Source organism: Cytobacillus sp. Hz8 (assembly GCF_042263505.1).
GTDB lineage: Bacteria > Bacillota > Bacilli > Bacillales > Cytobacillaceae > Bacillus_BE.
Window position 1 is genome coordinate 14,485 of the sequence record NZ_JBHKFI010000009.1, and the last position, 17,162, is coordinate 31,646.

At 36.5% G+C, this 17,162-nt stretch carries 18 protein-coding genes and 1 riboswitch; of the genes, 9 read left to right on the forward strand and 9 right to left on the reverse strand.

Going from position 1 to position 17,162, the window contains the following annotated elements; all coding sequences use genetic code 11:
• Positions 1-173: 173 nt before the first annotated feature.
• The 3 genes from cls to ACE38V_RS12385 form a co-directional block, all read right to left on the reverse strand.
• Complete coding sequence (gene cls, locus ACE38V_RS12375) at positions 174-1,622, reverse strand: cardiolipin synthase (RefSeq protein WP_375841546.1); 1,449 nt, start codon at positions 1,620-1,622, stop codon at positions 174-176.
• 81 nt (positions 1,623-1,703) lie between these two features.
• Positions 1,704-1,868 carry a YtzI protein gene (gene ytzI, locus ACE38V_RS12380; protein WP_375841547.1) on the reverse strand — a complete coding sequence of 55 codons (165 nt, stop codon included), beginning with the start codon at positions 1,866-1,868 and terminating at the stop codon, positions 1,704-1,706.
• Positions 1,869-2,189: 321 nt separating this feature from the next.
• Positions 2,190-2,447 carry a DUF6154 family protein gene (locus tag ACE38V_RS12385; protein WP_375841548.1) on the reverse strand — a complete coding sequence of 86 codons (258 nt, stop codon included), beginning with the start codon at positions 2,445-2,447 and terminating at the stop codon, positions 2,190-2,192.
• A gap of 250 nt (positions 2,448-2,697) precedes the next feature.
• On the opposite strand from ACE38V_RS12385, the gene ACE38V_RS12390 reads away from it, so the two are divergent.
• Positions 2,698-3,027, forward strand: coding sequence for a hydrolase (locus ACE38V_RS12390; RefSeq protein ID WP_375841549.1), 330 nt, complete (start codon positions 2,698-2,700; stop codon positions 3,025-3,027).
• A 114-nt stretch (positions 3,028-3,141) separates the two neighbouring features.
• Positions 3,142-3,627, forward strand: coding sequence for an RNA deprotection pyrophosphohydrolase (ytkD, locus tag ACE38V_RS12395; protein ID WP_375841550.1), 486 nt, complete (start codon positions 3,142-3,144; stop codon positions 3,625-3,627).
• Positions 3,628-3,658: 31 nt separating this feature from the next.
• Here ytkD and ACE38V_RS12400 read toward each other — a convergent pair whose 3' ends face one another.
• The 3 genes from ACE38V_RS12400 to ACE38V_RS12410 all read right to left on the reverse strand — a co-directional run bounded on the left by ACE38V_RS12400 (position 3,659) and on the right by ACE38V_RS12410 (position 6,386).
• A complete protein-coding gene (locus ACE38V_RS12400) occupies positions 3,659-4,474 on the reverse strand; it encodes an ABC transporter permease (RefSeq protein WP_375841551.1) in 816 nt (271 codons plus the stop codon).
• Positions 4,467-5,231 carry an ABC transporter ATP-binding protein gene (locus ACE38V_RS12405; protein ID WP_375841552.1) on the reverse strand — a complete coding sequence of 255 codons (765 nt, stop codon included), beginning with the start codon at positions 5,229-5,231 and terminating at the stop codon, positions 4,467-4,469. The genes ACE38V_RS12400 and ACE38V_RS12405 overlap by 8 nt, the downstream gene beginning before the upstream one ends.
• A 153-nt stretch (positions 5,232-5,384) precedes the next feature.
• Positions 5,385-6,386 carry an ABC transporter substrate-binding protein gene (locus ACE38V_RS12410; protein ID WP_375841553.1) on the reverse strand — a complete coding sequence of 334 codons (1,002 nt, stop codon included), beginning with the start codon at positions 6,384-6,386 and terminating at the stop codon, positions 5,385-5,387.
• A gap of 160 nt (positions 6,387-6,546) precedes the next feature.
• Here ACE38V_RS12410 and ACE38V_RS12415 point away from each other — a divergent pair, with 160 nt between their 5' ends.
• From ACE38V_RS12415 to ACE38V_RS12430, 4 genes are all read left to right on the forward strand, one after another.
• A complete protein-coding gene (locus ACE38V_RS12415) occupies positions 6,547-7,320 on the forward strand; it encodes an alpha/beta hydrolase family protein (protein ID WP_375841554.1) in 774 nt (257 codons plus the stop codon).
• Positions 7,321-7,363: 43 nt separating this feature from the next.
• Complete coding sequence (locus ACE38V_RS12420) at positions 7,364-7,606, forward strand: DUF2584 domain-containing protein (protein ID WP_375841555.1); 243 nt, start codon at positions 7,364-7,366, stop codon at positions 7,604-7,606.
• 99 nt (positions 7,607-7,705) lie between these two features.
• On the forward strand, positions 7,706-7,972 hold the full coding sequence (locus ACE38V_RS12425; protein WP_375841556.1) for a hypothetical protein: 267 nt from the start codon (positions 7,706-7,708) through the stop codon (positions 7,970-7,972).
• Positions 7,973-8,215: 243 nt separating this feature from the next.
• Positions 8,216-8,371 (forward strand): hypothetical protein, encoded by a 156-nt coding sequence (locus ACE38V_RS12430; protein WP_375841557.1) that lies wholly within the window; start codon positions 8,216-8,218, stop codon positions 8,369-8,371.
• Between the two features lie 211 nt (positions 8,372-8,582).
• On the opposite strand, the gene pckA is transcribed toward ACE38V_RS12430, so the two are convergent.
• On the reverse strand, positions 8,583-10,169 hold the full coding sequence (gene pckA / locus ACE38V_RS12435; protein WP_375841558.1) for a phosphoenolpyruvate carboxykinase (ATP): 1,587 nt from the start codon (positions 10,167-10,169) through the stop codon (positions 8,583-8,585).
• A gap of 390 nt (positions 10,170-10,559) precedes the next feature.
• A riboswitch (SAM riboswitch) is annotated at positions 10,560-10,751 on the forward strand.
• A 281-nt stretch (positions 10,752-11,032) separates the two neighbouring features.
• On the opposite strand from pckA, the gene metK reads away from it, so the two are divergent.
• The 3 genes from metK to ACE38V_RS12450 all read left to right on the forward strand — a co-directional run bounded on the left by metK (position 11,033) and on the right by ACE38V_RS12450 (position 15,011).
• Positions 11,033-12,235, forward strand: coding sequence for a methionine adenosyltransferase (gene metK, locus ACE38V_RS12440; protein ID WP_375841559.1), 1,203 nt, complete (start codon positions 11,033-11,035; stop codon positions 12,233-12,235).
• A gap of 264 nt (positions 12,236-12,499) precedes the next feature.
• The gene (gene asnB, locus ACE38V_RS12445) at positions 12,500-14,404 is read left to right on the forward strand and encodes an asparagine synthase (glutamine-hydrolyzing) (protein WP_375841560.1); all 1,905 of its coding nucleotides are present in this window, start codon (positions 12,500-12,502) and stop codon (positions 14,402-14,404) included.
• A 424-nt stretch (positions 14,405-14,828) separates the two neighbouring features.
• Entirely contained in the window at positions 14,829-15,011 is a 183-nt protein-coding gene (locus ACE38V_RS12450; protein ID WP_375841561.1) for a hypothetical protein, read from the forward strand.
• 441 nt (positions 15,012-15,452) lie between these two features.
• Here the strand turns inward: ACE38V_RS12450 and ACE38V_RS12455 are convergent, their stop codons facing one another.
• Both ACE38V_RS12455 and ACE38V_RS12460 read right to left on the reverse strand, forming a co-directional pair.
• On the reverse strand, positions 15,453-16,328 hold the full coding sequence (locus tag ACE38V_RS12455; protein ID WP_375841562.1) for a C39 family peptidase: 876 nt from the start codon (positions 16,326-16,328) through the stop codon (positions 15,453-15,455).
• Between the two features lie 183 nt (positions 16,329-16,511).
• The gene (locus tag ACE38V_RS12460; RefSeq protein WP_375841563.1) at positions 16,512-17,027 is read right to left on the reverse strand and encodes a gamma carbonic anhydrase; all 516 of its coding nucleotides are present in this window, start codon (positions 17,025-17,027) and stop codon (positions 16,512-16,514) included.
• Positions 17,028-17,162: the final 135 nt, after the last annotated feature.

A 17,162-nucleotide genomic window follows, 5' to 3' on the forward strand; every position in this document is an offset into this window, starting at 1 on the left:
AGAATTGGCAGCAGTGATGAAGATTGATGTAGTGGCCAATTTTAGGAATTTAGTATAAGGGCACAAGGAAAGTTTCTGAGAGACGCTTCGCAGCCGAAAAAAGTGCTTTTCTTTTTTCTGTGAACTACGCCTCTGTCTTCGTCCTTAGGGGCTCGCCAATCGGCGAGTTTTCTTTATAATATGGGTGAAAGTAATCTTGAAATCGATTCTTTAATCCGAATAATAATAGGCCGTTGAACATATTTGGATAAGGTAAGTTCTGAAGACAACGCTACATCCTTTCGAAAGCTATCGCTAAGTCTTCTTGCGATGGTTTTATGATAAATAAAGGCATTGACCTCAAAGTTTAGGCGAAAGCTTCTAACGTCAATATTGGCCGTTCCGACAGAGGAGATTTTCCCATCCACGACCATCGTTTTGGAATGAATAAAGCCATTATTATAGACGTATACTCTCGCACCGGCTTTTAGCATTTCTCCGATATAGGAGTACGTCGCCCAGTAAACAAATAAATGATCTGGTTTGTCAGGAATCATAATCCGAACATCTACTCCTGATAGGGCGGCAATTCGAAGTGCATCAAGTAAGCTTGTGTCTGGAATAAAATAGGGTGTTTGTATAAGAATGGATCTCCTTGCAGAAGAGATCATTTTGATGTAGCCATTCTTGATTTGTTCCCATTCTGAATCCGGACCGCTGGTAACAATTTGCATGCTAACCGTTCCCTTCGAAAGCTCTTCGGGAAAATAGCGTGTTTGGTAGTTAATATCATGCCGTTCGGATGCTTGATTCCAATCAAGAATAAATCGAGTTTGAATGGCATGGACAGCTCTTCCAGTAATTCGTAGATGGGTATCACGCCAATAACCAAATTTCGAATTTAAGCCAAGGTACTCATCACCAACATTAAAACCACCCACATAGCCAATTTTCCCGTCAATAATGGCTAGCTTGCGATGGTTTCGATAATTCATTCGTAAATTAAAAAAGCGGAGTCGAGAGGGGAAAAAGGCTTCCACTTCGCCACCAGCCTTACGTAGTTCTTCAAATGCCTTTTTGGGAATTCTACGGGATCCCAGTTCATCATAAAGGATTCTTACTGTGACTCCTTCATTCGCTTTTTTCGTTAATGCCTTTATTATTTTTTTTCCAATCTGATCATTTTTGAATATATAGTATTGTAAATGAATATGATTTTTCGCTTGATTAATATCTTTTAAAAGGGCTGTAAATTTTTCTTTTCCGTCTGTAAAAATTTTGACTCGATTATCCTCTGTTAAAACAGCATCGTTATTCATAAGAAGCATATGCACCATATTACGGCTGCTCCGCGCTGTGTCGCTGCGAAAGACAAACTCATCATTTTCTAATTGCTGAATTTGCGTCGATATCAGCTGCTCGATGCCAACCTTCTGCTTATCCTCCCACTGAAACAATCGACTTCTTGTTAAGTTTTGACATAGTAATAAATATAAAATAAATCCTAAGCCAGGAATGAAAAAAAGGACTAAAAGCCAAGCCCAGGTTGACCCTGCATCCCTTCTTTCTAAAAATATAACAATGGCTGCTAGGAGGACGTTCAATATGAAAACGACTCCAATTAATATTGAAAAAATGTTCATGAATAATTCCCCGCTCTATTAGACTCCTATAGGGGAAGAAAAAATTCCCCCATGGATAAATCTAAATCATGCTAATCTTTATTAGGATTGAATGGTATCCTTTTTGTTTGAATCTTTTTGGATATTCGGATTATCCTCTAAAGGATCAACCGTATGCTTATAGGTATATGCCTTTGATGTTGTAAGTACGGCTAACAATAATACAACAAGAACAATAATAATCGAAATGATTAAAATAATTTTCATTTATCTCCCCCCACTTGCCAATATTTTATCACATTATGGGGTTTCTAGATGGACTTTTATGAAATAGAACCCAGAATCTACAATCGTTTCCTTTTGAAAATTTATCCCACTCTTAACGGACAGTAAGACTCCCACTTCAAGATTCTGAGAATACGAAGAAGATAAGTGGGAGATCAACTGTCCGTAAAGGTCCGATAAGTTCAACTAACCATCAGTGGGGGATGAATGAAAACCCCCACTGATGGAAGTTTCACTTTATATATGAAAACGGGTAGTACAATAGTACTACCCGTTTTAGGGAAGATATTACTGAATTATGTATTAATGTAAGTGTCTTTGTTTGTTATAGGAAGCTCTTCCTTGACCATATTCTTCTTGAGCAAACTTGCCTTTTAAGCTTTCAATTAAATATATTCCAACAAGATTATATAATTCTTGGTCATTTAGATCCTGAATCATTTTTATTAAATCTTCTCTTGTCATTTCTTCTAAAAAAGCAAACGCTAATAAATCAATATCCTCTTCATCACCAGTTAGCTTATTACGATAAAGCTCGTATAAATCATCAATAATTTTCATAAGATTCTCCTCCTTTTTATACTTCTAGGGGATTATTTTTGAACTTCTGTTACAGAAATAATGAAGCAAATTTTAATTTTTTTCAAGTAAAAACATTTAACAAAATGCATTTATTTTCATTATATTTAGTCAATCCCCTTGATTAGAAGTTTTATTCAAAAATAACTCGGTTCTTAGAGAAAAAGGACATAAGAATAAAAGCCTGCTTTTTGTGGGAAACAATAATAAGAAATTATGAGAGGTGTAAAGTATGGCTGATCAGAAAAAAACGTACTATATAGAAGTCGGCTCAGGTGAAATTTCGCAGAGCCGTACAGATTCACCCTGGAATTTTAAAATACAGGCAACAGATGATGAAATTACGACATTAAGAGAATATTTTGATCAAAACTATTCAACAGAGTGGCAAAATTTTTTCAGAGCTCACGTTCCTTATATTCAATATCATTATGATCGTGAAAATGACATTTATGATCGGACGTTAATTGGAATATATCGGATGATTTATCAGTTGGGGGATGAAGAAGCGAAACAACATATTAAAAGCATGGGGATATTAGAGCAAAACGAGATGGAATAAAAATAAAAAAATAGTTGTTGATAACGATTAAGATGCGGATAATGTTGATTTTTTGTTATGGAGTATCATTCGCTATATAATAGAGGCATGACAAGTTAGGGAGTAGAGATACATATGAAGTATTTTAAGGATGCAAATGGTGGAGAGGTTCATCTTTCTTTTCAAAGAAATTCGTTTAAAGAGCGACCATTGCATGTTTTTATTATTTGTCGATATAAAGGGAAATGGCTGCTTACGAATCATAAAGAGCGAGGACTAGAATTTCCTGGAGGAAAGCTAGAACCTGGGGAATCTATTGAACAGGCCGCAATTCGTGAAGTGTTTGAAGAAACTGGTGCACGTATTCGTAATTTGCATTTCGTAGGGGAATATGAAGTGAAAAGTCCATCAAACTCATTTGTTAAGGCCATCTTTTTTGCAGAGGTAGATCGGCTTGAAAAAACAAAAACATATTATGAGACAAATGGTCCAGTTCAAGTTGGAGAACAACTGTTAATTGAACGGTTTTCTTCAAAATATAGTTTTATCATGCAGGATGAAGTCGTCCCAAGTGTGATTGAATACATTATGAGCATAGAAGAAATGAAAACAGAGGTCTAGTATGAATGGACCTCTGTTTGTATTATCGTTATTACCCACCGTTTTTAATTAGTTTTTTTTCTAGAAACTCCACTAATTGATACATAATAGTAGCGAAAATAGCGATGATTAAGAGTGACATGAGAACAAGGGTAAAATTAAAGACTTGGAATCCATAGATGATTAAATAACCTAGCCCTCTTTCAGAAACAAGAAATTCACCCACAATGACGCCAACCCAGGATAATCCGACATTAACCTTTAAGGTGGAAATGATCGTGGGAAAGGAAGCAGGTAAGACCGCTTCCTTGAAGCTTTGAAATCGATTGGCTCCAAAGGTTTGCAGTACTTTTAAATAATTTGGATCGACTTCTCTAAAGGATGTATAAACGACGATGGTCGTAATGATAACGGAGATGATCGCACCCATTGCAATGATGGATGTAAAGGTTGGTCCTAAGGCAACAATTAAAATGGGGCCAAGGGCAACCTTGGGCATGGCATTTAGAATCACTAAATAGGGATCTAATATTTTTTGTATAAAAGGTGACCACCACAAAATGGCAGCAAGTAATGTACCTAGTAGTGTACCTAATAGAAAACCAAGAATTGTTTCAAACAAGGTCGCCCCTAAATGGATCATGAGTGTGCCATCCTGGAGTTTATTGATTAATAAGCTCCAAATCTTTGAAGGAGAACTGAAGATGAGCGGGTCAATCCACTTTTGCTGACTAAAAAGCTCCCAACCTGCAAAAAATACAATAAAAATGATGAATTGGTAAAAACGAACCCACCGTTTTTCACGTTTTAATGTTTGGATATACCTCTCGTGAAGGAGTTTAATATTGGTTACAGGAGACTTATTCAATGGAATCCAGCTCCTTCCAAATAGTTTGAAAAATTTCCGAAAAACTCTCGTGGTTTCGGGCATGAAAAGGAGAAAGCTCACGCAGTTCACGAGGCACTGTGAAAATTTGAAAAATCCTTCCTGGACGAGCAGAGAAAAGATAAATTCGATTACTCATCGCAATCGCTTCGCCAATATCATGTGTGACGAGAATGGCTGTTTTTTTAAATGATTTAAGTGTATTGGATACTAAATCCTCTAAATTTAATTTCGTTTGATAATCTAAAGCTGAAAAGGGCTCATCTAACAGTAAGAGCTTCGGTTCGGTTGAAAGGGTTCTTACAAGTGCTACTCTTTGTCTCATACCTCCTGATAATTGCTTAGGATATTGAGCTTCAAATCCTTTGAGCCCCATTTGATGTAGTAAATCAAGAGTATATGCCTTATTGCGACTATTTAAGTTTTTTCCAAGCTTTAGGCCTAAAAGTATATTTTCTTCGATGGTTTTCCATGGGAAAAGATAATCCTGCTGAAGCATATAACCGATTGAATTTCCTGTCTTCCGAATCGGCTTATTTTCTAATGTAACAATTCCTTCTGTTGGTTTAATTATTCCAGCAATAATCGAAAGCAAAGTTGTTTTCCCACAACCGCTGGGTCCGAGAAAGGAGATGAATTCTCCTTCTCCCACTTCAAGTGAAATATCGGAGAGAGCCGTTGTTGCTGTGCTTTTTGAAAAATAGGAGTGGTGAATTCCTTCTAGTTTTAAAAAATTCATGTCACGGCCTCCTTAAAATAATGAATGTTATGGTTCTTTATCATCCATGGAAATCCTGAAGAAATCCATGGATGAATGGGAGCATCGACCTTTTTGTTTAAAGATAAAAAGATGGTTTGCAAGCAGTATGCTAGCTATTTTGTATCAGAAAAGTTATTTAATTGCCCCCTTAGCAATTTCAGTATTAACTAATGTTTCATAATCAACACGCTTAGGAAGGTCACCGGCTTCATCCATAATATTTTGCAGGTTATCCCACTCTTCCTCATCAAGAATCGGATTTGTGGCATAAGACCCTTGACTCTTGTAACGATCTACAACCTTTTCAATCAAATCGAGCTTCGTATCTTCAAAGAATGGCTGAATCACTTCGGCGATTTCTTTAGCGCTATGAGAATCCACCCATTGCTCGGCTTTGTAGATAGCATGAGTAAATTTCTCGACGGTATCTTTATGTTCTTTTATATAACTGCTTTTTGTCATAAAGGTGGTATAAGGGACATGGCCAGACTCCGTTCCAAAGGATGCAACAATATGGCCTTTGCCTTCTTGTTCAAAAACAGAAGCAGTTGGCTCAAATAATTGGACATAATCTCCAGTACCGGAGGCAAATGCTGTGGCAACATTGGCAAAGTCAATATTTTGAATGAGCTTTAAATCCTTATGTGGGTCGATACCATGTTGTTTTAATACGTATTCCCCAACCATTTGAGGCATTCCCCCCTTCCTTTGACCAAGGAATGTTGTTCCCTTTAATTGCTCCCATGAAAAGTGCTCGACTTCCTTCCTGGAAACAAGGAAGGTTCCATCTGTTTGTGTTAACTGAGCAAAATTGATAACCGTATCATTAGAGCCTTGGGCATGAACATAAATGGAAGTTTCAGATCCGACAAGGGCAACATCTGCTCCATCTGACAAAAGAGCAGTCATTGTTTTGTCTCCACCAGGAACCGTTGTAACTTTGACGTTCAGACCTTCATCCTTAAAGAATCCTTTTTCCACAGCAACATATTGTGGAGCATAAAAGATGGAACGAGTAACTTCAGCAATCCGAACATTTTGTAATTCTTTTTCCTCCTTACTACAGGCCGCAATAGGTATAATAAGAATGGTAATGATAAGAAACGAAAGACTAATTTTTAACCATTTTTCCATGGCTACTCCTCCTTGCTTTTGAATCATTTGCATTTCTGTGTACGTTTAAAATATCGTATGAACAACAATAAAATTGTGTGAATGCCTATATCACATTTTGATAATTGCTTAAAAGCACGTCATATATAGAAAATATCTATACATAAAGGAGCGAAGAATCATGAGCCTCATTAAAAAACAACGATTTCCTTCACCAAATCCACAAATTGAGCTATCCATTGTCACGTATATTTCAGGTGGATTAAAGGTCAAGGGACTTTTGGCTGAGCCAAAGGATGAAAGGATTTCTGATGGTCTTCTTTATTTGCGCGGTGGAATCAAGCGGGTTGGAATGGTAAGACCGGGGAGGATTGTTCAATTTGCTTCTGAGGGTTTTGTGGTGTTTGCCCCATTTTATCGAGGAAATCACGGGGGAGAGGGGAATGAAGATTTTGCTGGGGAGGATAGAGAGGATGCGTTTTCTGCCTTTCGTCTCTTACAGGAGCATGTTCGAGTTAAATATATTCATGTTTTTGGATTTTCAAGAGGTGGGGTGATGGCTCTATTAACAGCGATTCATTTTCGGGAGGAAGTAGCTTCACTTGTTTCTTGGGGTGGAGTAACAGATATGTTTCTAACCTATGAGGAAAGAGAAGATTTACGGAAAATGATGAAAAGAGTAATCGGAGGAACACCTCATAAATATCCTGAGCGGTTTCAATATCGAACGCCGTTATTTTATTTAGAGGATTTATTAGCTCCAACTTTAATTATTCATGGGGTGAAGGATCTAAATGTATCTGTTGAACATTCCTACCGTCTGGAAAAAGGATTAAAGGATTTACATAAAAAAGTGGAATGCTGGTATTTTCAAGACTTTACACATTATTTTCCACCGGCTACTAATAGGGAAGTCCTGATAAAATTAACGAAATGGATGAAAAAGCAAAGATAGTCATGATAAAATAACGAATAAGATTGAAATAGGAGTGATGCTCATGGGAATGCCTTTAGAACTAAATACGATGATTGTGACAAAGGATAGGGAAGAGCGACTAGAGGAAAATTTATTTTTACTAGTCAAAGAGGGGTATCGCTTATACCCCATTGAAATTCCGATTGAGGTTAAACGAGCGATTGATGGTGAAGTAAAGGGAACCGCATATATCAAAAAGATTGAGTGGGAAGACAAGTTAACAAAAATTACGTATCAATTAATATCTTTGAAATCAACAAATTAGGCAGAGAGTATTTCTCTGCCTTTTCATTTGTTAGGGGAAATGATGAATTTTTCATTATGTGAGTGCTCTTTTGTTGAAATTTGAAAAAGAGAATTAGTTATGAAATTTAATAAAGATCATCCGAGACAAAAAGTCAATCCATTTAGCTATTGCCCAAATGAATATATAGAAGATGACGAAATGTTTAAGCAAGTCACCATGAGTGCAACGAAAAAGGTATATACATTCATGGCAATGGTAATTCCCGCTTTATTTGGTTTTTCTATCTTTGCTACAAGATTGATGATCTTTATGGGAATCTTTGTGATCGTCATTATTCAAAATATCATTTTCTATAATGAGATGAAATACTATACAGGGGAATGAAGATGTGTGGGGAGTCCTTCCATATACAACCCATATTTCTGAAAGCCAATCGAAGAGAACATCATTTGTATTTGAAATTACAGAAACTTACGATAGTTTGCGTCTGTCTAAATTCAAGACATTGTGATACTTTAACTAACTTTCAAGATAATGTAATCAATCTCATAGAATTTTTAGTGCAAAATGTATGTTATAATGGAAATATAATACAGTACGCTAATATTTTATGGAGGAGGTTTAATGATGTTTAGTCGAAAAATTGCTACAATTCTATGTGGTTTAGGTATTGTCACTATGATTGTAGAAAACGCTTCAACAGTACAAATAGCTTCATTTTTTTCCATCATCGCAGGTTCATTATTCTTGTTAAGACAGCAAGAGAAAAAACTTAAAAATTAGATATTACTTCTTATACCAAGTCGGTAAGTTAAATTTTTTAAGGTGAAGTGCGAAAAAATTTAACTTAAAACAATGGAGTTTAAGAAGAACAGAGGAAACTCAACTAAATGGGTTTCCTTTAATTTTATGGATTTATCAACATTAAAATTTAATAAAGCTTAAATCAAAAAAAGCGACTGCCTTCACAATCGCTTTTTTTGATTCATCTATTTTATGCGATCGGACCGCCCTTTTTATCAATCTCAACGGTAACGCTTGCAAATTTCTTAAAGTTCTGACGGAATTTATTTGCTAAGTCTTTAGCCTTCTCTTCATAAGCTTTTGCATCTGCCCAAGTTTTATTTGGTTGAAGCACTTCATCAGGCACACCTGGAACATGAACAGGAATATCTAAACCGAAAATCTCATCCTTGACGGTTTCTACATGATTTAATTCCCCTTCAAGTGCAGCTTGAATCATTGCCCGGGTAAAGGAAAGCTTCATACGGTTTCCAACACCATATTCTCCGCCTGTCCAGCCCGTATTAACAAGATATACTTTTGCATGATGCTCATCAATTTTATTACCAAGCATTTCAGCATAACGAGTTGCTGGGAGTGGTAGGAATGGTGAGCCATAGCATGTAGAGAAAGTAGCTTCAGGTGTTGTTACTCCACGTTCCGTTCCTGCAAGCTTAGAAGTGTAGCCACTTAAGAAATGGTACATAGCTTGTTCTTTCGTTAATTTAGAGATTGGAGGGAGAACTCCAAAGGCATCAGCTGTTAAAAAGACAATAGTATTTGGATGACCCGCAACACTTGGATCAACGATATTTCCAATTGCCTGAATTGGATAAGCGACACGAGTATTTTCTGTTAGTGTGCTATCATCAAAATCGGCTACGCGAGATTCTGTATTAATGATGACGTTTTCTAAAACGGAACCAAAACGAATAGCATCGAAGATTTGTGGTTCTTTTTCACGAGATAGATTGATGCATTTTGCATAGCAGCCGCCCTCGATATTAAACACGCCATTAGATGACCAGCCATGTTCATCATCCCCAATCAATCGGCGATTTGGATCTGTTGATAAAGTGGTTTTACCTGTGCCGGATAAACCAAAGAATAAAGCGACATCGCCTTCTCGTCCAACATTTGCAGAGCAATGCATAGAAAGTACCCCACGTTCAGGTAGGAGATAGTTCATCACTGAGAAAATACATTTTTTCATTTCACCAGCATATTCGGTACCACCGATGATGACCGTACGGCGTTCGAAAGAAATCATAATAAAGGTTTCTGATTTCGTGCCATCAACTTGAGGATCAGCCTTAAAGTTTGGTGCTGTAATAACCGTAAATTCTGGAGTATGTGTCAACAATTCTTCTTCTGTTGGGCGAATAAATAATTGATGAACAAATAGATTATGCCAAGCATATTCATTAATGACTTGAATTGGAAGTTGGAATTCTTTATCAGCACCTGCAAAGCCTTTAAAGACAAACACCTCTTCCTTCGTTTTTAAGTAATTAATGACTTTATTATAAAGGCGATCAAATACCTCTTCAGATACAGGTTGGTTTACACTTCCCCAATCCACTTTATCTTTTACAGAAGGTTCCTCAACAATAAATTTATCTTTAGGAGAGCGCCCTGTATATTTTCCAGTAGTAGCACAAATGGCTCCTGTTGATGATAATGATCCCTCTTTTCGGCTTAAAACTTTTTCCACTAATTGTGGAACGGATAACTGAATCTGAATGTTACTCCCCTTTAACAATTCATTTAATTGGTTAGATAATTTGACTGAATTCATATGATGAATACCTTCCTTTTCCATTTATTTGAAAGTGAATGCATCTCGTAAATAGTATAACACATTTAAACAAATAATCTATACTAATTTATTGAACTTTTCGTGTATTGTTACAAAATTGTAACAATTTGTTTTGTTTAAAATATTTAAAAAAATAACCCTTTTTTCACGTTTTTTAAACTGATAATCAAAACTAACTTTTTTAAGGAAAAATGAATTATTTTAAAGGGAGAACTAGTTATATCAAGGCCTGAGGAGGTTTACTTTCATTTAACATTGAAGATTTAAAGCGAAACTCTTAAAAAGGAGATAATCAATCTGTTTTTTTATTAAGAAATTCATTGACATAGCTTATTACAATAGGATATCATTTTGAATTGAACGGATACTCTCTTATCCTGAGCTGGTGGAGGGACAGGCCCAATGAAACCCAGCAACCTGCTTAACGATTAAATTGTCCAAAAATGATACTGAACCTTTTGTTTACGGGATGAAAAATGTGTAAATGAATCGTTATTTTTTAGGGCATTTTAAGCAAAGGTGCTAACCTGAGGCAAGGATTCAGTCCTTGAACGATAAGAGTGAAAGGCGCAAATCACTTTGCTTTCAAACCTTTCCTCAATATGGGAAGGTTTTTTATATTGCATTTGAAACGCGATCTTTTAACAACTAAATGGGAGTTCCTTATTCATATAAGGTAGAATGGGTATACATCAGGCATACTGGAATAGTCCTATCCATTTCTTATGATTCGATAATAAAAACTCCCTGTTTATTCCATACTACTTAGGGAATGAGTACCGTATCAAAGAAAGAAAGAGCGGATGAAAGGCTCTATTTTTGATAAATAAGGAGGAAATCAGATGTCAACAAAACGTCGTTTGTTTACTTCTGAATCAGTTACTGAAGGTCATCCGGATAAAATCTGTGACCAAATTTCTGATGCGATTTTAGATGCGATTTTAGCGAAGGATGCAAATGCTCGTGTCGCTGCTGAAACATCTGTTACAACTGGTTTAGTACTAGTTGCAGGTGAAATTACAACCTCTACATATGTAGATATCCCCAAAATTGTTCGTGAAACAATCAAAGAGATTGGTTATACTCGTGCAAAATATGGTTTTGACTCTGAAACTTGTGCGGTCCTTACCTCTATTGATGAACAATCACCTGATATTGCCATGGGAGTGGATAAAGCTTTAGAAGCTCGTGAAGGTCAAATGACAGATGAGGAAATCGAAGCGATTGGCGCTGGAGACCAAGGATTAATGTTTGGTTTTGCATGTAATGAAACAAAAGAGCTTATGCCAATTCCAATTTCCCTTGCTCACAAATTATCTCATCGTTTAACTGAGGTTCGTAAAGATGATATTCTTCCATATTTACGTCCTGATGGAAAAACACAAGTGACAGTTGAGTATGATGAAAATAACAAACCAGTTCGAATCGATACAATTGTTATTTCTACTCAGCATCATCCTGAAATTAGTTTAGAACAAATTCAACGCAATATTAAAGAACATGTCATCAATCCTGTCGTTCCAAAAGAACTCATTGATGAAAATACAAAATACTTCATTAACCCGACTGGTCGTTTTGTCATTGGTGGACCTCAAGGAGATGCTGGCTTAACAGGACGCAAAATCATAGTTGATACATACGGTGGTTATGCTCGTCATGGCGGTGGCGCATTCTCTGGTAAGGATCCAACAAAAGTAGACCGCTCAGCTGCGTATGCTGCACGTTATGTTGCGAAAAACATCGTAGCTGCTGGACTTGCTGATAAGGTTGAGGTTCAACTTGCTTATGCCATTGGGGTTGCGAAGCCTGTATCGATTTCAATTGATACATTTGGAACGGGTAAAGTAACGGAAGATGTATTAATTGATGTGGTAAACAAAAACTTTGATCTTCGCCCAGCTGGAATTATCAAGATGCTAGATTTACGCAGACCAATTTATAAGCAAACTGCTGCATATGGTCATTTCGGACGTCATGATCTTGATCTACCTTGGGAAAGAACAGATAAAGCCGATGCGTTAAAAGCACAAGCATTAAATCAATAATTTCCTATAATATTAATGGGAGTTACAGAATCGTGTAACTCCCATTTTCCTTTTTCGTCTAAAATATGACAAAAGGTTTATTTTTCAAAAGAATTGGTTATATCCCATAATAATTCCATTAATTTTCCACTGTCTTTTCTGCATTCCTAGTGCCATTTTAAAATAAATAGTGGTAGTATTAGAGAGTATATTTTTAAAAAAGCAATATGTTAAGAGGGAGTAATTCCTTCTTTAATATAGTAAGAAATGGAGTAGGTATTACATATGTGCGGTTTTATTGGATGTGTGCACGAGAAGGCACAAGACTATCGTGATGAACAAAAACAATTATTTGAAAATATGAATACGATTATTACTCACCGTGGCCCTGATGATGACGGATATTTCTATGATGATCACATTCAGTTTGGTTTCCGCCGTTTGAGCATTATTGATATTGAGAGCGGACATCAGCCGCTTACTTATGAAAATGAACGGTATTGGATTATTTTTAACGGAGAAATTTATAACTATGTTGAACTTAGAGAAGAGCTTTTAAAAGAGGGTTTAACCTTTGAGACTAGCTCAGATACAGAGGTCATTATCGCTTTATATAGCCATGTTAAAGAAAAAACGGCAGAAAAGCTAAGAGGAATGTTTTCTTTTATCATTTGGGATAAAAAGGAGCAAAGCTTATATGGAGCAAGGGATCCATTTGGAATTAAACCATTTTTCTATTATGACAATGGAGAGCAAACCTTTTTTGCATCTGAAAAGAAAAGTATTTTGCTTGCCCTTGAAAATGATGTCATCAATTATGACTCTTTGCAGCATTATTTAACTTATCAATTTGTTCCTGAACCTATGACAATGTCAGAAGGTATTTCAAAGCTTGAACCTGGACATTATTTTACTAAAAAAATCGGAGCGCCAATGGATATTCACTGTTACTGGAAGGCTGCTTTCCACCCGGTTCATAAATCTGAGCAGGATTTCATCAAAGAAATTAAGGATGTTCTTATTGATTCAGTGAAAATGCATATGCGTGCGGACGTTCCTGTAGGTTCATTCCTTTCTGGAGGAATTGATTCTTCCATCATTGCATCGATTGCAAAGGAATTTCATCCTGCGATAAAAACCTTTTCTGTTGGCTTTGAACGCAACGGATTCAGCGAAATTGACGTAGCAAAGGAAACAGCTGAAAAATTAGGGGTTGAGAATATTAGCTATGTCATTTCACCAGAGGAATATATGAATGAAGTGCCAAAAATCATGTGGCATATGGATGATCCATTAGCGGATCCTGCCTGTGTTCCACTATACTTTGTTGCCCGTGAAGCAAGGAAGCATGTGACGGTCGTATTATCAGGAGAAGGCGCTGATGAGCTTTTTGGAGGCTATAATATTTACCGTGAGCCACAGGATTTAGAGGTATTTAATAAAATTCCATCCATTTTCAAAGGTTTTCTACGCCTAATTGCAAAAATGATGCCTGAAGGAATGAAAGGGAAAAGCTTTATTGAACGAGGCTTAACTTCAATGGAAGAAAGATATATTGGAAATGCGAAAATGTTCTTAGAGTCTGAAAAGCAGCAATTATTAAATGTATATAAAAATGAGTTGAATTATACAGATATTACGAAAAAATTATATGAAGAAAGCCTTGGCTATGATCCAGTTGACCGGATGCAATATATTGATATCCATACTTGGATGCGTGGAGATATTTTGTTAAAAGCGGATAAAATGACTATGGCTCATTCATTAGAGCTGCGTGTACCATTTTTAGATAAAGAAGTATTTAAGGTCGCATCGAAAATCCCAACTAGCTTAAAAACGGCGAATGGCACAACAAAATATGTCTTGAGAAAAGCAGCAGAAGGCATTGTCCCGGATCATGTATTAAATCGGAAAAAGTTAGGATTCCCTGTCCCAATTCGACATTGGTTAAAGGATGAAATGAATGGTTGGGCAAAAGAAATTATTCGTGAAAGCAATACCGATCATTTAATCAATAAATCATATGTTTTAAGGCTTTTAGAGGACCATTGCCAAGGTAAGATAGATAACAGCCGCAAAATTTGGACTGTGCTTATGTTTATGGTATGGCATCAAGTATACATCGAGAAGAAATACTCCTTTGAAAAGGATTTTTTTCAAGACAAAACACTTGAACCAATGAAAAATTAAGCTTAAATCAATTTTGTGTAGAAGCTGACTTTAAGAATCTTTGTAGAAGATTTTTGAGAGTCAGCTTTTTTTGTTGGATAAGATGTTTGGGGGGAAAATAATTTTGGATGGGGTGGATAGGGGGCGTGGGCAAATTAAAAGCAGTATGATAGCTAGAGGAGGTATTCGGACAGGAGCCACGGAAATATCAAAAATAAGTCCGAAAGCAAGGCAGTAATGGACAGGAATCAAGGAAACTAGCCCAAAGGAGTCCAAAAGCGAGGCGGTAATGGACAGAAATCAAAGAAAAGAGTCAAAAGGAGTCCAAAAGCGAGGAGGTAATGGACAGAAATCAAGGAAAACAGCCCAAAGGAGTCCAAAAGCGAGGCGGTAATGGACAGAAATCAAGGAAAACAGCCCAAAGGAGTCCAAATGCGAGGCGGTAATGGACAGGAATCAAAGAAAACAGCCAAAAGGAGTTCGAAAACAAGGTGAATTCGAGCAGAAGCCGCTTGAATATCTTGATAATATACTGAATCACTCGGTAGGTAACGCATTTAGCAGAGAACCAACCGAAATGTTCAAATCAGATGCTCTAATTAATGATACAACTTGCCCTAGATCATAAGAAAAAGACTCGAAATAAATTCGAGCCTATCCTTCCTTATGGTGATCTCCTATTAGTTTCCGCTAATTAAATAAACTCACTCTTATGCGGATATTTTTTCTACAAATACAAATTGATTTATCCCATTCTTAACGGACATTTTGACTCCCACTTTAAGATTATGAGAATACGAAGAAGATAAGTGGGAGATCAACTGTCCGTAAAGGTCCGACGAGGGATTAAGGTCCTAGTCAGGCGAAGCCACAGGATGTGGCGTCCCTTGAGCGTGAGAAGTGAAATAAGATTTTTCTTTGGGCTTCAGCCCTTAGAAAAATCAATCAGGCTCTGCGTGACTAACCATCAGTGGGGGATGAATGGCAGACTAAAAGCGCGACGTCAATCGCGACGTCTGCACACTTCACGTCCTGTGCGTCGAAAACCCCCACTGATGGAAGTTTCACTTTATTTTGGCAGGTAAGTAATGGCTTGACTGCCCATTTGAATCCAAGCATCTTTGAAATCCTGAATCGGAGCCTTTTGATTTTTCTCCCCTGTTAAAGGGTCGTTAAAATAAACGTATTGCTGATCGTAGCCTGTAATAAGGACGGAATGTTCTTTATAGGTAATTTTAATTGTTCCACTTGGCGTATTCCACGTTTCAAATAAAGAATCGGGAAGTTTTTGATAATTGGTGTTAATAATCACCCAAACAGGTCTTCCATCAGAAAGATGGATTTTCAACTCATCAAAATCGGAACCCGTTAAATCCTTTATGCGATGGGGTAAATATTTTTCAGCTAGTCTTTTAATAGGAGAATGGTAGACTCCAAGACCAGGATCATCAAAAGTATACATATTCCCAACAAATCCATCATTGGGATCGCCAAAATATATTTTCCCGTCTTTCTCCTTATAAGTTGCCGGATTTTTTTCAATTTTTTGTGCTAGTGTCATTTTATTGACATTCACTCCTGCGTGGTTAAGCAGCATTGCGAGTGAGGTTACCTCGCAACCACGGGGAAGCTCAGGCAATTGAGAAATCACGTCTGCATCAATCAGTACTTTATCTTCAATTTTGATAATGGACATATGAAAATTATCTTGTAAGAATGAATTCGTTTCAACAATGGGAGAATGAATCATATTTTTTATCCGATCAATTGCGTCTGCTAGGCTTCCTGTTTTTTGATTATCAAAAATAAACGCAAAGATAATGATAATGAAAACGATAAAAAATAAGGAAAAAGAACTGAATACTCCAGAACCTTTTTTTAATTTAACCACTAAATAAGCAAATAATAGGATTAATAGAATGATAATAATTAATAATATGTTCATGGCACCACCTTAAAATTGAAAAAAATCGATAAAAAAGGTTAAAAGATTGTTTTTATCGAATTATAGTTAACTTGTGTTTGAAATTATTCCTGTCATATATCGGCTATATTTTTGGTCATTTAAGGTGGAAATGTTATCCAAGAATAGAGAACCTTTTTTGCAGGGAAAGCTAATCCAATATGTTTATTTTTCCTGCAAGGATTTATAAAATTGTCCCTTTTCGACATATTCTCGAGTAATTCGTTTCATATCTTGAATATCTTCCGCATTTAATTCGCGCACGACTTTAGCTGGTCTGCCAAAAGCAAGTGAATGGGGTGGAATCTTTTTTCCTTGAGGGACAAGACTTCCTGCACCGATGAAGGCACCTTCGCCAATTTCAGCATTATCGAGGATGATGGATCCCATACCAATAAGTGCTTTTTTACGAATAATACAGCTATGTAGAATGACCTGATGACCAATTGTTACTTCATCTTCAATTATTAAAGGATTATTTGGGCTTTGATGCAAAACTGAATTATCTTGGACATTCACCTTGTTTCCAATGACTGTGGGGGCGACGTCACCCCGAATGACAGAATTAAACCAGATACTGGACTCTTCCCCTATTGTAACATCTCCAGTAATGGTTACGTAATCAGCAATAAAGGCACTATCAGCAATTTTGGGTTGTTTGTTATGGTATGGATATAGCATATTTTTCTTCCCTTCCGTTCGTAATAGTACTATTTTAACATGTTTTTTTGTATGTTGAGCCCTACTATTAATATGTCAATGGTTGGACATCTTGTTTTAGGCATGATAGCCAATTTTATTGTATATTATAGAGAG

Coding starts and splice junctions, on each gene's coding strand:
- ACE38V_RS12460 (WP_375841563.1), bottom strand. CDS start 17,027: ATGCTATATCCATACCATAACAAACAACCCAAAATTGCTGATAGTGCC.
- ACE38V_RS12390 (WP_375841549.1), top strand. CDS start 2,698: ATGGCTGATCAGAAAAAAACGTACTATATAGAAGTCGGCTCAGGTGAA.
- ytkD (WP_375841550.1), top strand. CDS start 3,142: ATGAAGTATTTTAAGGATGCAAATGGTGGAGAGGTTCATCTTTCTTTT.
- pckA (WP_375841558.1), bottom strand. CDS start 10,169: ATGAATTCAGTCAAATTATCTAACCAATTAAATGAATTGTTAAAGGGG.
- ytzI (WP_375841547.1), bottom strand. CDS start 1,868: ATGAAAATTATTTTAATCATTTCGATTATTATTGTTCTTGTTGTATTA.
- ACE38V_RS12430 (WP_375841557.1), top strand. CDS start 8,216: ATGTTTAGTCGAAAAATTGCTACAATTCTATGTGGTTTAGGTATTGTC.
- ACE38V_RS12420 (WP_375841555.1), top strand. CDS start 7,364: ATGGGAATGCCTTTAGAACTAAATACGATGATTGTGACAAAGGATAGG.
- ACE38V_RS12410 (WP_375841553.1), bottom strand. CDS start 6,386: ATGGAAAAATGGTTAAAAATTAGTCTTTCGTTTCTTATCATTACCATT.
- ACE38V_RS12455 (WP_375841562.1), bottom strand. CDS start 16,328: ATGAACATATTATTAATTATTATCATTCTATTAATCCTATTATTTGCT.
- metK (WP_375841559.1), top strand. CDS start 11,033: ATGTCAACAAAACGTCGTTTGTTTACTTCTGAATCAGTTACTGAAGGT.
- ACE38V_RS12405 (WP_375841552.1), bottom strand. CDS start 5,231: ATGAATTTTTTAAAACTAGAAGGAATTCACCACTCCTATTTTTCAAAA.
- ACE38V_RS12450 (WP_375841561.1), top strand. CDS start 14,829: ATGGACAGGAATCAAAGAAAACAGCCAAAAGGAGTTCGAAAACAAGGT.
- ACE38V_RS12425 (WP_375841556.1), top strand. CDS start 7,706: ATGAAATTTAATAAAGATCATCCGAGACAAAAAGTCAATCCATTTAGC.
- ACE38V_RS12415 (WP_375841554.1), top strand. CDS start 6,547: ATGAGCCTCATTAAAAAACAACGATTTCCTTCACCAAATCCACAAATT.
- ACE38V_RS12385 (WP_375841548.1), bottom strand. CDS start 2,447: ATGAAAATTATTGATGATTTATACGAGCTTTATCGTAATAAGCTAACT.
- asnB (WP_375841560.1), top strand. CDS start 12,500: ATGTGCGGTTTTATTGGATGTGTGCACGAGAAGGCACAAGACTATCGT.
- cls (WP_375841546.1), bottom strand. CDS start 1,622: ATGAACATTTTTTCAATATTAATTGGAGTCGTTTTCATATTGAACGTC.